The sequence below is a fragment of the Streptomyces sp. CB02056 genome (assembly GCF_001905545.1).
GTDB lineage: Bacteria > Actinomycetota > Actinomycetes > Streptomycetales > Streptomycetaceae > Kitasatospora.
This window is the reverse complement of sequence record NZ_LIPD01000004.1, coordinates 21154-34883: the sequence shown is the minus strand read 5'-3', so window position 1 is coordinate 34883 and position 13730 is coordinate 21154. Positions and strand designations below refer to the sequence as shown.

At 74.0% G+C, this 13730-nt stretch carries 14 protein-coding genes and 1 pseudogene; 10 read left to right on the top strand and 5 right to left on the bottom strand.

Features of this window, described 5'->3' with window-relative positions:
- Window positions 1–89 precede the first annotated feature (89 nt).
- The 3 genes from AMK13_RS12065 to AMK13_RS12055 all read left to right on the top strand — a co-directional run bounded on the left by AMK13_RS12065 (window position 90) and on the right by AMK13_RS12055 (window position 2361).
- Complete coding sequence (locus tag AMK13_RS12065; protein ID WP_074002218.1) at window positions 90–1247, top strand: type III polyketide synthase; 1158 nt, start codon at window positions 90–92, stop codon at window positions 1245–1247.
- Window positions 1247–1831: an NUDIX domain-containing protein gene (locus AMK13_RS12060; RefSeq protein ID WP_079272066.1), complete on the top strand. Its 585-nt coding sequence runs from the start codon at window positions 1247–1249 to the stop codon at window positions 1829–1831. Before AMK13_RS12065 ends, AMK13_RS12060 begins: the two co-directional genes overlap by 1 nt.
- Window positions 1832–1929: 98 nt before the next feature.
- Window positions 1930–2361 (top strand): SHOCT domain-containing protein, encoded by a 432-nt coding sequence (locus AMK13_RS12055; protein ID WP_074002217.1) that lies wholly within the window; start codon window positions 1930–1932, stop codon window positions 2359–2361.
- Window positions 2362–2463: 102 nt separating this feature from the next.
- Here AMK13_RS12055 and AMK13_RS12050 read toward each other — a convergent pair whose 3' ends face one another.
- Window positions 2464–4953, bottom strand: a complete 2490-nt coding sequence (locus tag AMK13_RS12050) for a Tex family protein (RefSeq protein ID WP_241852846.1) — start codon at window positions 4951–4953, stop codon at window positions 2464–2466.
- 179 nt (window positions 4954–5132) lie between these two features.
- Here AMK13_RS12050 and AMK13_RS12045 point away from each other — a divergent pair, with 179 nt between their 5' ends.
- Both AMK13_RS12045 and AMK13_RS12040 read left to right on the top strand, forming a co-directional pair.
- Entirely contained in the window at window positions 5133–5525 is a 393-nt protein-coding gene (locus tag AMK13_RS12045; protein ID WP_074002216.1) for a PPOX class F420-dependent oxidoreductase, read from the top strand.
- Between the two features lie 127 nt (window positions 5526–5652).
- A complete protein-coding gene (locus tag AMK13_RS12040; protein ID WP_074002215.1) occupies window positions 5653–6552 on the top strand; it encodes an aminoglycoside phosphotransferase family protein in 900 nt (299 codons plus the stop codon).
- Window positions 6553–6568: 16 nt separating this feature from the next.
- On the opposite strand, the gene AMK13_RS12035 is transcribed toward AMK13_RS12040, so the two are convergent.
- Window positions 6569–6910, bottom strand: a complete 342-nt coding sequence (locus AMK13_RS12035) for a DUF5713 family protein (RefSeq protein ID WP_049658165.1) — start codon at window positions 6908–6910, stop codon at window positions 6569–6571.
- A gap of 134 nt (window positions 6911–7044) precedes the next feature.
- Between AMK13_RS12035 and AMK13_RS12030 the strand changes: the two genes are divergently transcribed.
- Window positions 7045–7779, top strand: a complete 735-nt coding sequence (locus AMK13_RS12030) for a tyrosine-protein phosphatase (protein WP_074002214.1) — start codon at window positions 7045–7047, stop codon at window positions 7777–7779.
- Window positions 7780–7885: 106 nt separating this feature from the next.
- Entirely contained in the window at window positions 7886–8446 is a 561-nt protein-coding gene (locus AMK13_RS12025) for a DinB family protein (RefSeq protein ID WP_079272064.1), read from the top strand.
- Window positions 8447–8450: 4 nt separating this feature from the next.
- Here AMK13_RS12025 and AMK13_RS12020 read toward each other — a convergent pair whose 3' ends face one another.
- Window positions 8451–9401: a pentapeptide repeat-containing protein gene (locus AMK13_RS12020; RefSeq protein WP_074002212.1), complete on the bottom strand. Its 951-nt coding sequence runs from the start codon at window positions 9399–9401 to the stop codon at window positions 8451–8453.
- A 130-nt stretch (window positions 9402–9531) separates the two neighbouring features.
- Here AMK13_RS12020 and AMK13_RS12015 point away from each other — a divergent pair, with 130 nt between their 5' ends.
- The gene (locus AMK13_RS12015; RefSeq protein ID WP_074002211.1) at window positions 9532–10194 is read left to right on the top strand and encodes a GNAT family N-acetyltransferase; all 663 of its coding nucleotides are present in this window, start codon (window positions 9532–9534) and stop codon (window positions 10192–10194) included.
- A gap of 38 nt (window positions 10195–10232) precedes the next feature.
- Here the strand turns inward: AMK13_RS12015 and AMK13_RS12010 are convergent, their stop codons facing one another.
- Window positions 10233–11096 (bottom strand): SGNH/GDSL hydrolase family protein, encoded by an 864-nt coding sequence (locus AMK13_RS12010; protein ID WP_274538682.1) that lies wholly within the window; start codon window positions 11094–11096, stop codon window positions 10233–10235.
- Window positions 11097–11442: 346 nt separating this feature from the next.
- Window positions 11443–11796, bottom strand: a pseudogene (locus AMK13_RS12005) (winged helix-turn-helix transcriptional regulator); the annotation flags it as partial.
- A gap of 97 nt (window positions 11797–11893) precedes the next feature.
- Between AMK13_RS12005 and AMK13_RS12000 the strand changes: the two are divergent.
- Together AMK13_RS12000 and AMK13_RS11995 are read left to right on the top strand one after the other, a co-directional pair.
- A complete protein-coding gene (locus AMK13_RS12000; protein ID WP_049652769.1) occupies window positions 11894–13108 on the top strand; it encodes a pyridoxal phosphate-dependent aminotransferase in 1215 nt (404 codons plus the stop codon).
- 192 nt (window positions 13109–13300) lie between these two features.
- A complete protein-coding gene (locus tag AMK13_RS11995; protein ID WP_049652768.1) occupies window positions 13301–13633 on the top strand; it encodes a YnfA family protein in 333 nt (110 codons plus the stop codon).
- The last annotated feature ends 97 nt before the right edge of the window (window positions 13634–13730 follow it).

Here is a 13730-nt window from a genome sequence, read left to right as displayed (position 1 = left end):
CCGCCCGCCGCCCCCGGCCGCCGCGGCGTCCGCACCGCTCCACGCATCCACCATGCCTGCCACCAGGCCCCCAGGGGAGACCCGTACCCATGGCAACACTCTGCCGCCCCGCCATCGCCGTACCCGAGCACGTCATCACCCTCGACGAGACCCTCGCCCTGGCCCGCACCCTGCACGCCGGCCACCCCCAACTCGGCCTGGCGCTGCGGCTGATCGAGAACACCGGGGTGCGCACCCGGCACCTGGTCCAGCCGATCGAGCGGACCCTCGCCCACCCGGGCTTCACCGTCCGCAACGAGGTGTACGAGCGCGAGGCCAAGCGGCGCGTCCCCGAGGTGGTCGAACGCGCCCTCGCCCACGGCGAGTTGACCGCCCGGGACATCGACCTGATCGTCTACGTGTCCTGCACCGGCTTCATGATGCCGTCGATGACCGCCTGGCTGATCAACACCATGGGCTTCCGCTCCGACACCCGCCAGGTGCCGATCGCCCAGCTCGGCTGCGCGGCCGGCGGCGCCGCCGTCAACCGGGCGCACGACTTCTGCCGCGCCTACCCGGGCGCCAACGTGCTGATCGTCGCCTGCGAGTTCTGCTCGCTCTGCTACCAGCCGACCGACCTCGACGTCGGCTCGCTGCTCTCCAACGGACTGTTCGGCGACGCGGTCGCCGCCGTGGTGATGCGCGGGAACGGCGGGCACGGCGTGCAGGTCGAGCGCAACGGCTCGCACCTCGTCCCGCACACCGAGGACTGGATCTCGTACGGGGTGAAGGACACCGGCTTCCACTTCCAGCTGGACCGGCGGGTGCCCGGCACCATGGAGCTGCTCGCGCCCGCGCTGCGCGGCCTGGCCGGGGAGCACGGATGGGACGTCTCCGGGCTCGGCTTCTACATCGTGCACGCGGGCGGCCCGCGCATCCTGGACGACCTGTGCCGCTTCCTCAACCTGGAGCCGGCCACCTTCCGCTACAGCCGGGCGACGCTCACCGAGCGCGGCAACATCGCCAGCGCCGTCGTCTTCGACGCCCTGGCCCGGCTGTTCGCCGACGGCGGCGTGCCCGAGGGCACCACCGGGCTGATCGCGGGCTTCGGACCGGGCATCACCGCCGAGATCTCACTGGGCAGTTGGGTCGGCGCACCGGCCGAAGGGGCGCGTCCGCGCCGGCCGCGCGCCATCTCCACCTCCGACATCGCGCTCGTCCATCCGACCGTCCCCCGCCGTTTCCCGACCGGCACTACGATCTCCTGATGACCGATACCACGGAGCGCACCGACACCTCTGCCAGATCAGCCGAACTCGCCGCCCTGTTCCCGGCGTTGCACGCGCCGCAGTACTGGAGCTGGGGCCGCTTCGACGCGCAGTTCTCCACCGAGCCGCCGCCGGACGCCCTGGTCACCAACATCCACCTGGTCGGCTTCGCGGACGGTCAGGTCGTGCTCTGCCGGGACGACCGGGACCACTGGTTCCTGCCCGGCGGCACCCGGGAGCAGGACGAGGGCATCGTCGCCTGCCTGGCCCGGGAGCTGCGCGAGGAGGCCGGCGCCCGGATGCTCGGCGAGCCGCACTGGCTGGGCGCGCACCGCTGCCGCACCGAGGACCCGGTGCCGTACCGGCCGTGGCAGCCGCACCCGGAGAAGGCCTGGCTGTGGGGCTGGGGCGAGGTCGCGCTGGACTCCGCGCCGACCAACCCGGCGGACGGCGAGCAGGTGGTCGAGGTCCGTCCGGTGCCGCCCGCGGAGGCCCAGCGGCTGCTGCTGGCCGGGCACGACGCCTGGTGGGGCGAGCTGGTCGCGCTGGCGGTGGAGCTGCGCCGACGGGCCGGGCTGGGCTGAAACCGCTCCCCGCCGGGATATTCCCACTGGGACGGAAGACCACCGGAACAGCCGAACAGCAGCAGGCCATGTCCGTTTTACGGTGATATGACTCGGCCATGGACACCAAACTGCTGGCCGTGGACTACCCGGCACTCCACATCTTCTGGACGATGCTGGAGCTGTTCCTCTGGATCCTCTGGTTCTTCCTGCTGTTCAAGATCATCACGGACATCTTCCGCAGCCACGACCTCGGCGGCTGGGCCAAGGCCGGCTGGCTGGTCCTGGTGATCATCCTGCCGCTGATCGGCGTCCTCGCCTACCTGATCGCCCGCGGGCAGTCGATGGGCAAGCGGGACGTCGAACAGGCGGAGCGGTCCGAGGCCGCGTTCAAGTCCTACATCCGGGACGCCGCCGGAACGGCACCGGCGGGCGGCGGAGGCGGTGGCGGCAGCCACGTCGACGACCTGGCGAAACTGGCGGCCCTGAAGGAGAAGGGCGCCATCTCCGACGAGGAGTACCAGAAGGCCAAGGACAAGCTCCTGGCCTGACCCGCACGGACGGCCGGGGCCGGTGGACGCACCGTGACGTCCACCGGCCCCGGCCGCTGCCGCTGTCGGGTTCCGGGTGCCGGTTCGGCTCCGCTCAGCCGCTCAGCGCCGCCCGGAGCGCCGGTCGCCGCGGCCGCCGTCGCCGCCGGTCAGGCCCGCGCGGCGCAGCGCGTCCGCCATGGCGCTGTTGGCCGGCGCACCGCCGCCGGAGCCGCCGCGGTCACCGCCGCCGCCCTGACCGCCGCCGCGCCGGTCCTGGCCGCCGCGACCGCCCTGGCCCTGGCCGCCCTGGCCGCCCTGGCCACCGCCCCGGCGCTCCTGGCGCGGCGGGCGGGCCTGGCGGTCGCCGCGGTCGCCGCGGTCCCCGCCGCGCTCGCGCCCGACCTCGTCGTCCAGCCGCAGGGTCAGCCCGATCCGCTTGCGCGGCACGTCCACCGTGAGCACCCGGACCTTGACGATGTCGCCGGGCTTGACCACCTCACGCGGGTCCTTGACGAAGTTCCTCGACAGCGCCGAGACGTGCACCAGCCCGTCCTGGTGGACGCCCACGTCCACGAAGGCGCCGAAGGCGGCGACATTGGTGACCACGCCCTCCAGCACCATGCCGACCTCCAGGTCGCCGATCTTGTCGACGCCCTCCTTGAAGGTCGCGGTGCGGAAGGCCGGGCGCGGGTCGCGGCCCGGCTTGTCCAGCTCGCCGAGGATGTCGGTGACGGTCGGCACGCCGAAGGTGTCGTCGGCGAAGTCCGCCGGGCGCAGCGCCCGCAGCCGCTCGCCGTTGCCGATCAGCTCGCGCAGCTCCCCGCCGGTCGCGGCCAGGATGCGGCGCACCACCGGGTAGGCCTCCGGGTGCACGCTGGAGGCGTCCAGCGGGTCCTCGCCACCGGGGATGCGCAGGAAGCCCGCGCACTGCTCGAAGGCCTTGGGGCCGAGCCGGGAGACGTCCTTGAGCTGCCGGCGGGTGCGGAACGGGCCGTTGGCGTCGCGGTGCGCGACGATGTTGTCGGCCAGCGTGCCGGTGACCCCGGAGACCCGGGTGAGCAGCGGCGCCGAGGCGGTGTTGACGTCCACGCCGACGGCGTTGACGCAGTCCTCGACCACGGCGTCCAGCGAGCGGGAGAGCTTCACCTCGCTCAGGTCGTGCTGGTACTGGCCGACGCCGATCGACTTGGGGTCGATCTTGACCAGCTCGGCCAGCGGGTCCTGGAGGCGGCGGGCGATCGAGACCGCGCCGCGGATCGACACGTCCAGGTCCGGCAGCTCCTGCGAGGCGAACGCGGAGGCCGAGTAGACCGAGGCACCGGCCTCGCTGACCATCGCCTTGGTGAGCTTCAGCTCGGGATGGCGCCCCAGCAGGTCCTCGGCGAGCTTGTCGGTCTCCCGGGAGGCGGTGCCGTTGCCGATCGCCACCAGGTCGACGTCGTGCTTCTTCGCCAGGGCCGCCAGCGTCGCCAGGGCCGCGTCCCACTTGTTGGCGGGCTGGTGCGGGTAGATCGTGTCGTACGCGACGACCTTGCCGGTGGCGTCCACCACGGCGACCTTCACGCCGGTGCGGAAGCCCGGGTCCAGGCCCATGGTGGCGCGGGTGCCGGCCGGGGCGGCGAGCAGCAGGTCGCGCAGGTTCGCGGCGAAGACCCGCACCGCCTCCTCCTCGGCCTCGGCGCGCAGCCGGGCGCGCAGGTCGATGCCGAGCCGGACCAGCACGCGGGTGCGCCAGGCCCAGCGGACGGTGTCGCCCAGCCACTTGTCGGCCGGGCGGCCGCGGTCGGCGATGCCGAAGCGGGCGGCGATCCGCTGCTCGTAGTCGTTCTCGCCCGGAAGGTCGCCCTCGGACTCGCCGTCGTACGGGGAGAGGTCGAGGTCGAGCACCTCCTCCTTCTCGCCGCGCAGCATCGCCAGGATGCGGTGCGAGGGGAGCCGGGTGTACGGCTCGGCGAAGTCGAAGTAGTCGGCGAACTTGGCGCCGTCGCCCTCCTTGCCGTCGCGGACCTTCGCGACCAGCCGGCCGCGGGTCCACATCCGCTCGCGCAGCGAGCCGACCAGGTCGGCGTCCTCGCCGAAGCGCTCGACCAGGATCGCCCGGGCACCCTCCAGGGCCGCGGCGCCGTCCGCCACCGACTCGTTGAGGTACCGCGCGGCCAGCGCGGCCGGGTCCTGCCCCGGGTCGGCCAGCAGGGTGTCCGCCAGCGGCTCCAGGCCGGCCTCGCGGGCGATCTGTGCCTTGGTGCGCCGCTTCGGCTTGAACGGGAGGTAGATGTCCTCCAGGCGGGCCTTGGAGTCCGCGGCGAGCACCCGGGCGCGCAGCGCGTCATCCAGCTTGCCCTGGGCCTCGATCGACTCCAGCACGGCCGCCCGGCGGTCCTCCAGCTCGCGCAGGTAGCGCAGCCGTTCCTCCAGGGCACGCAGCTGGGCGTCGTCGAGGGAGCCGGTGACCTCCTTGCGGTAGCGGGCCACGAAGGGCACGGTCGAGCCGCCGTCGAGCAGATCGACGGCCGCCTTCACCTGCCCCTCGCGGACACCCAGCTCCTCGGCGATCTGCCGCTCGATCGCCTGCTGGGCCTGCCGGGCCACCTGTTCGACTGGCGTGGTCACGAAGCCGGTCACCTTCTCCATCAGTGCTTGCGCCGTACGCCCTGCATTCTGGCAGGTGCCGACGACACCGACCGGCCGCCCCCGGGACGGCCGGGCGTGGCGCGCGCCTCCGGCTGACGGCCCCCGGGCTCCACCGAGGCTTGAGCGGGGCCCAGTTGCGGCTTCCTAGGCTGGCGGGCATGGACACTCTGGATGCCGCCGCCGAGTTGGAGCGGCTCGCCGCCGCCAAGTACCTGCTGTTCACCACCTACCGGAGGAACGGCACTCCGGTCGCCACCCCGGTGTGGGTCGCGCGCGACGGGGACGCGCTGGTCTTCACCACCGTCACCAAGACCGGCAAGGTCAAGCGCCTGCGCAACCGTTCGGACGTGCTGGTCGGGCCCAGCGACATCCGCGGGAACCTGCTCGGCGCCCAGGTGCCGGCCACCGCGGTGCTGGACCCCGACCGGGCGCCCGCCTACCGGAAGCTGCTGCGGCGCAAGTACGGCCTGCTGTGCGCGGTGGCCCTGACCGCCAACGTGCTGCGCTTCGGCAAGGGCGGCACCATCGGGGTGCGGGTCACCTTCGGGTGACCGTCGGGGCCGTCAGGGCCGTCGCCGGGTGGCCGAAATCGCGCGTTCCGGTTCGAACGACCGTCGGAATGTGAGCAGTTCGGCAATCCGGCTGAACGGCGACGACCGGAGCTGTACGCTGCCGGGCATGTGCGCTGCCACCCGGATCCACCCCGACGGGCCGGTGGTCGACGCGGCCCTGGTCCGGCGGCTGATCGCCGCCCAGTTCCCGCAGTGGGAGCGCCTCCCGGTCACCCCCGCCGCCACCTCCGGGGCGGACAACGCGATGTTCCGCCTCGGGCCCGAACTCGCCGTCCGGCTGCCCCGGGTGGAGTGGGCCGCCGGGGGCCTGCGGCGGGAGCAGCAGTGGCTCTCCCGGCTGGCCCCGCGGCTGCCGCTGCCCGTCCCGGCACCGCTCGCGGTCGGCCGGCCCGCCGCCGGCTACCCGTGGGAGTGGTCCGTCCTGCACTGGCTGGACGGCGCCAACCCGGTCGTCCACGCCCTGGCCGCACCCCAGGCGCTGGCCCGCGACCTGGCCGGCTTCGTCAACGCCCTGCGCGCCGTCGACCCGGCCGACGCCCCCGTCTCCCAGCGCAGCGTCCCGCTCGCCTCCCGCGACGGCGCCACCCGCGCGGCCATCGCCCAGCTCTCCGGCTCGATCGACACCGAGGCCGCGACCGCCCTGTGGGACAAGGCACTTCGACTGCCCGACTACGCCGGCCCGCCGGTCTGGCTGCACGGCGACCTCACCCCCGGCAACCTGCTGCTCACCGGCGCCGGCCGGCTCGCCGCCGTCATCGACTTCGCCCTGATGGGCGTCGGCGACCCGACCGCCGACCTGATCGCCGCCTGGAACCTGCTGCCCGCCACCGCCCGCCCCGCCTTCCGCGCCGCCCTCCACGCGGACGAGGCCATGTGGGCCCGCGGCCGCGCCTGGGCGTTCTCCCTCGCCCTGGTGACGATCCCGTACTACCGCCACACCGACCAGGCGCTGACCGCCAACGCCCGCCACGTCGTCCGCGAGGTCCTCGCCGACCGCAGCGTGTAGGGCCGGGCGGTGCCCGTCACCACTCCCGGGGCTCGACCATCTCCTCCACGTCCGCGTCCTCGAAGCCGTAGGCCGAGGCGATGATCCAGAAGGCCTCGGCGATGTCCTCCCGCGCCGCCGTCTCGATCTCGCTCCCCGCCGCCTTCAACTCCGTGTCCAGACGGTTGAACTCCTCCGCGGCGGCGTGGGAGAGCACGTACAGCGCCGGCAGGTCCGCCGGCCGCTCGGCCTCGATCCGCTCGCACAGCCGCACCAGGATGGCCCTGCCCTTGGCCACGAGGTGGTCGGGGAAGTACGGGTCCTCGGACATCTCCCGCAGGAACTCCTGCTCCGTCACCTGCTCGTTCGTGATCGCCATGACGCCCTTTCCGTCCCGCCGACGTGCCGACGTGCCGATCCTGCCCGACACCACTGACAGACGGCGGCGCCCGGGCCGGCCGCCGCCGCTCCCCCGGCCCGGCGGCGCTTGACGTGCTGGTTAGAGTGCCGCGCATGACCACACGTCACATCGAGTTCGAGGCCCTGCACAACTTCCGCGACCTGGGCGGCTACCCGGGCGCCGGCGGGCGGTCCGTCCGGTGGGGGCTGGTGTACCGCTCCGACTCGCTCGGCAAGCTCGGCTCCCCCGCCGACCTGGACCGGCTCCGGGCGCTCGGCGTGCGGACCGTGATCGACCTCCGCTACCCCTGGGAGATCGCCGCCAAGGGCCGGGTGCCCGGGTTCGAGGGCCTGGAGTACCACAACCTCTCGATCGAGCACCGCCCGTACGACCAGGCCGAGATCGACCCGGAGGTCGACCCCTGGCGCCACCTCGCCGACCGCTTCGCCGAGGTCGCCGAGGACGGGGTGAAGGAGATCCGCCAGACGCTGGACGTGATCACGGCCGCCGAGGCCCCGGTGGTCTTCCACTGCGCCTCCGGCAAGGACCGCACCGGGCTGATCGCCGCCCTGCTGCTCACCCTGCTCGGCGTCGGCGAGGACGACATCGCCGCCGACTTCGCCCTCACCGAGCTCGCCACCGCGCACTTCGTCGCCGAGTGGCACGCCGCCCACCCCGGCCGCACCCTGCGCTGGCCCGGCTACGGGCGCGCCCCGGAGGCCGTCATCCGGCTCACCCTCGCCGACCTCGCCGACCGCCACGGCTCGGTCGAGGCCTACCTCACCGGCGCCCTCGGCATCGACCGCGCGCAGATCGACACCCTGCGCGCCCGCCTGCTGACCGACTGAGCCCCGCGCGGCAGGGGGCCGTTCGGCGCCGCCGCCGGTGCCGGAAGGGCCGGGGGTGCGATAACCCGGTGGCGGCCGGGGGTGGTTGCGAAGGAGGATGCCGGGCATGACCGAGCAACCCGTGCGATGGACCGAGGCGACCGTCTACCCCGACATGTGGGCCGACCCGGACGACGACCCCCGCAACAGTGAGGGCCCGAGCCCGGACGGCGAACTCGCCACCCTCCAGGACTACCTGACGAACTACCGGCTGACCCTGCGGATGAAGTGCGACGGCCTGGCCCCGGAGCAGCTGGCCCGCCGCTCGGTGCCGCCGTCCACGATGTCGCTGCTCGGCCTGGTCCGGCACCTGGCCCGGGTGGAACGGGACTGGCGGAACTGGATCACCGACGGCGAGCCGCTGCCCAAGCTGTACGGCGGGCGGGACGCGGACTTCGACGGGGCCGTCGGCGAGCAGGCCGTGGTGGACGCCGCGTTCCACGACCTGGAGCGCGAACAGGCCGCGCTGGACGCCGCGTTGGCCGGGTATCAGGACCTGGGCGAGCGGGTCGGGAAGGACCGGCTCTCGATCCGGGAGCTGCAGGTGCACCGGATCGAGGAGTACGCCCGCCACTGCGGCCACGCCGACCTGCTGCGCGAGTGCGTGGACGGCCGGGTGGGCCAGTAGCGCCTCAGCGCCGGCGGCCGCTCCGACCGGGGCGGCCGCCGCCCTTGCCCGCACGGGGCCCGGCCCCGGCGCCCGCGGCGGGAGCCGGGGCGGTCTCGGGCCAGTGGGCGGGCCGGGTGAGGCCGGCCGGGAGGCGGGTGGTGGCGTCGCCGCGGGCGGCGTCGAGCTGGGCCTGGGTGAGGAAGAGGGCCGTGCTGAGGTCCGCGCCGGCCAGGGCGGCGTCCCGAAGGTCGGCGCCGACCAGGTCGGCGAGGCGCAGGTCCGCGCCGGAGAGGTCGGCCGCGACGAGCAGGGCGCCGCGCAGGTTGGCGCCCCGCAGGTCGGCGCCGCGCAGGCGGGCGCCGAAGAGGTCGGCGCCGCGGAGCTCGCGGCGGCGCGGGACGGCCGCGCGGACCAGTTCGCCGGCCCGCAGCAGCAGCTCGCTGACCCGCTGCCGGTGGGCCGGGACGTCGACGGCGAGGATCTCCTCGGGGGTGCCGCCGGCCAGCCGGTCGGTCTCCGCCAGCGCCTGCCGCAGTTCGTCGTGGACGGGCTGGGCGGGGGCGAAGGTGAGCGCCTCGGTGAGGTACCGGAGCAGCTCGTGCAGCTGCCGCACGACCGGGAAGACGTCGAACATCGCCTTGGCGCTGTCCGGCTCCTCGCGCCAGCTGCGGCCGCCGAAGGTGACCTGGGAGACCCGCTGCCCGGCGCCGAAGCAGTCGTAGACGGTGCAGCCCTGGAAGCCCTTGTCGCGCAGCCGCACGTGGATGCCGCAGCTGAAGTCGGTCTGGAGGTTGTGGCAGGGGCTGCCGGCCTGCTTGTTCATGGCGAAGTCGGACCCGGCGGCGAACGGCAGGGCGACGCAGCAGAGCCCGAAGCAGCTGCCGCAGTCGGCCCGGAGCGCGGTCGGCTGCGGGGTCGGTGGCGGGGTCGGCGCGGCCGCCGTCTGGTCCTGCGGCGACTCGGTCTCGCGCACGTTCCGGGGTCCTTCCAGCAGCGGGGCGCCGGTCGGCGCGGTGAACCCCGGAATCCTACTGGGCAGACGGCCCTCGGCGCCGGTAAGCTGCCCAGCGCAGTAGAGACCATTACACACGGGGGTGGGTGCCATGCGGGAACCGGACATCAGGGAACTGGTCCGGATGTGGATCTCGGGCTGGGCCGTCTCGCGCGGCTCCGCCGAGCCGGTGGACCAGCCCTGGGGCTGGAGCATCGACGTCGGCGCGCCGGTCGGCGAGGTCGGCCGGCACGTGCTGCCGGAGCCGACCGAGGCCGAGGTCCGCAAGCTCGGCGAGACCGTCACCGCGCCGACCACCTGGCTGAAGCTGTTCGCCGAGGACGCCACCGTGCGCCCCTGGCTGGACGAGCGGTGGCGGCTGGACGCGCCGGGCTTCCTGATGAGCGTCCCGCTCGTCCCCGAGCGGCCCGAGGCCCCGGCCGGGTACACCGTGACCACCTGGGAGCGGGGCGGGATCCTCCGGGTGCTGGTGCGCACCGGGGACGGGCACCTCGCCGCCCGCGGCCAGGCGGGCCTGGCCGGCCCCGTGGCCGTACCGGACCAGATCACCACCGCGCCGGAGCACCGCCGCCGGGGCCTGGGCGCCCTGGTGATGCGGACGCTCCAGTCCGCCGCGCACGAGCGGGGCGCGCGCACCGGCGTGCTGGTCGGCACCCCGGAGGGGCAGGCGCTCTACACGGCGCTCGGCTGGGCCACCCACGCCCCGATGGCGAGCCTGGTCCTCGACGCGCCGGGCGTCTACGACACCGAGTAGGCCGGGGCCCGTGGCGCCCGGGCACCGGGCGGCGGGCCTCAGCGGTACGGCAGCAGCTCCGGCCGCTTCGCCGGGCGGCCGTCGCCCGAGGAGCGGCCGGTGAGGCGGCGGCCGATCCACGGGCCGACGTGGGTGCCCAGCCAGCGGGCGTCCTCGCGCAGCCGCTCGGCGCGGCCGGCCGGGGCGGCGGCGGGCAGCGGGGCGCGCCAGTCGAAGGCGGCGGGGCGGCCGAGCGCCTCCAGCACGCCCTCGGCGACCCGGCGGTGCCCCTCGGGCGACAGGTGCAGGCGGTCCTCGGCCCACAGCCGGCGGTCGTCGAAGCAGGGCGCGGAGAACAGGTCGACCACGACGAAGCCGTCCTGCCGGCCCAGCTCCTGGACGAAGGCCTTCATCCGCAGGATCGCGGGCAGCAGCCGGGCGCCGCCCGCCATCCGGCGGGTCGGGTCGGTACTGGTGAACAGCACGACGGTCGCGCCGGTGGCGCGCAGCCCGTCGGCGCAGCGGCCGAGCAGCCGCTCGACGGCGTCGATGTCGCAGCCGGGGCGCAGCACGTCGTTGAGGCCGCCGGCCAGGGTGACCAGCTCGGCACCCATCGCGGCGGCGGGGGCGAGCTGCTCGTCGTGGATCTGGCCGATGAGCTTGCCGCGGACGGCGAGGTTGGCGTACCGGAAGCCGGTGCCCGCGGACTCCGACTCGGCGCGCTCGGCCTGCTCAGAGCCTTCGGCGTGCCCGGAGCGTTCGGCGTACTCAGAGCGTTCGGCGTGCTCCGCGTGCTCGGCGGCCAGTGCCGAGGCGACCCGGTCGGCCCAGCCCCGGTAGTGGCCGTCCGGCAGCAGGTCGTCGCACATGCCCTCGGTGAAGGAGTCGCCGACGGCGACGTAACTGCGGTAGGGGGTGGGCACGGGCTGGCCTCCGCTCTCCCGGGATGACTCCGGCGGTTCGACGATCCGACGATCGTACGTGCGTGCCCGTCCGGAACCGCAGCGGGCCCCGGCGACTCCGACGGACCCCCGGCGAACCCCGGCGAACCCCGACGGACCTCGGCGAACCTCGGCGCTCATCGCACGCCGATCGTTCGTTTATCGGCCCGGGCCATCCTGAGCCCACGGGGCGGCGGTCGGCGACGGGGGCCTTGCCGCCGCCCCATTCAGGCCACCGTGCCCGCCGCAGGCACCGCGCCCACCGCGACGGTCAGCCCGTCACGGCCACCGCCTCCTCGCCGGCCTCCTCGCCCGCCTTCCGGGGCGTGAACCAGTGCTCGCGCACGGCGTCGGTGGGCCGCTGCTCGCCGAGGGCAGCCAGGCCCCACTCCCCCAGCGCCTCGACGACCGGCCGCAGTTCGCGGCCGCGCCCGGTCAGCTCGTAGACCGTCGCGTTGGCGGGCCGCTCCAGTCGGCGGCGGGCGATCAGTCCGTCGCCCTCCAGCTGCTTGAGCCGGGCGGCCAGGATGTCGGTGGAGACGCCGGGCAGGTCGGCGTGCAGGTCGGTGTAGCGGCGCGGGCCGCCGAGGAGCTCACGGACGATCAGGAGGCTCCAGCGCTCCCCCACCGCGTCCAGGGCGCGGGCGACGGCGCAGTACTGGTCGTAGCTTCGGCGTGACATGCGGATCAGCATAGCCAAGAGGTTGGACTTTCCAAGTACTCACTTGGTAGAACAAAGCTGAAGCAACGGAGCGGTGGTGACGGTCGGGAGGCCGCAGATGGAGTTTCGACAGTCCAGCAAGCTCAATGACGTGTGCTACGAGATCCGGGGCCCGGTGGTCGACCAGGCCAACGCCCTGGAGGAGGCCGGGCACAGCGTGCTGCGGCTGAACACCGGCAACCCCGCCCCCTTCGGCTTCGAGGCGCCCGAGGAGATCCTCCAGGACATCATCCGCAACCTGCCCAAGGCGCACGGCTACAGCGACTCGCGCGGCATCCTGCCGGCCCGTCGCGCGGTGGTGCAGTACTACCAGCAGCGCGGGGTCGAGGGCGTCACCGTCAACGACGTCTACCTCGGCAACGGCGTCTCCGAGCTGATCCAGATGGCCGTCACCGCGCTCGTGGACGACGGCGACGAGGTGCTCGTGCCGATGCCCGACTACCCGCTCTGGACGGCCGTGGTCCGGCTGGCCGGCGGCAAGGCCGTGCACTACCTGTGCGACGAGCAGGCCGAGTGGTACCCGGACCTGGACGACATCGCCGCCAAGATCACCGCCCGCACCAAGGCGATCGTCGTCATCAACCCCAACAACCCCACCGGCGCGGTCTACCCGAAGGAACTGCTGGAGGGCATCCTCGACCTGGCCCGCCGCCACCACCTGATGGTGCTGGCCGACGAGATCTACGACAAGATCCTCTACGACGACACCGAGCACCACTGCCTGGCCGCCCTGGCCGACGACGTCCTCACCCTCACCTTCAACGGCCTCTCCAAGGCCTACCGGGTGGCCGGCTTCCGCAGCGGCTGGCTGGTCGTCTCCGGGCCCCGGCAGCACGCCACCGACTACCTGGAGGGCCTGACCATGCTCTCCGGCATGCGGCTGTGCCCCAACGTGCCCGCCCAGTACGCCGTGCAGGCCGCGCTCGGCGGCCACCAGTCCATCAACGACCTGGTGCTGCCCGGCGGCCGGCTCACCGAGCAGCGCGACATCGCGGTCAAGGCGCTCAACGAGATCCCCGGCGTCAGCTGCGTCAAGCCCAAGGGCGCGCTGTACGCCTTCGCCAGGCTGGACCCGGCGGTGCACCGGATCGTCGACGACGAGCGGTTCGTGCTAGACCTGCTGCTGCGCGAGAAGATCCACGTCGTCCAGGGCACCGGCTTCAACTGGCCCCGCCCGGACCACTTCCGCTTCGTCACCCTGCCCCGGGCCGACGACCTGGAGACGGCCATCAACCGGATCGGGCGCTTCCTCGCGACGTACCGGCAGAGCTGACCGCCTAGGGCCTGTCTTCAAACTCGCGTCTGCGGGGCGACGCCGGGGCACGCACCTCGCCGCGTTGTCGTCGGTCGCCAATGCTCCGCAGTGGCTCCCTCCTCCGCCTTGCGATGCACGCACCCCAACGCCGCCCCGCCCACCCTCCGGGCGGACGACGGGAGTTTGAAGACAGGCCCTAGGCTCTGGGTCGTGACCGTCCTGCGCTCCATCGCCCTGTTCGTCCTCGCCGCCCTCGCCGAGATCGGCGGCTGCTGGCTGATCTGGCAGAGCGTGCGCGAGCAACGGCCGTGGTGGCTGGCCGGGGTGGGCGTGGTGGTGCTCGGCGCGTACGGCTTCGTCGCGGCCCTGCAGCCGGACAGCCACTTCGGCCGGGTGCTGGCCGCGTACGGCGGGGTGTTCGTGGCCGGCTCGCTGCTGTGGGGCATGGCCGTGGACGGCTTCCGGCCGACCCGCTACGACGTGCTGGGCGCGCTGATCTGCCTGGCCGGGGTCGCCGTCATCATGTACGGCCCCCGGCGCTGAACGCACCGGTGCCCCGGTGTCGGACCCATCTCCGACACCGGGGCACCGTCACGACCACCGGGCCCCGTCACCCTCGCCGGGGCACCGTCGCGACCGG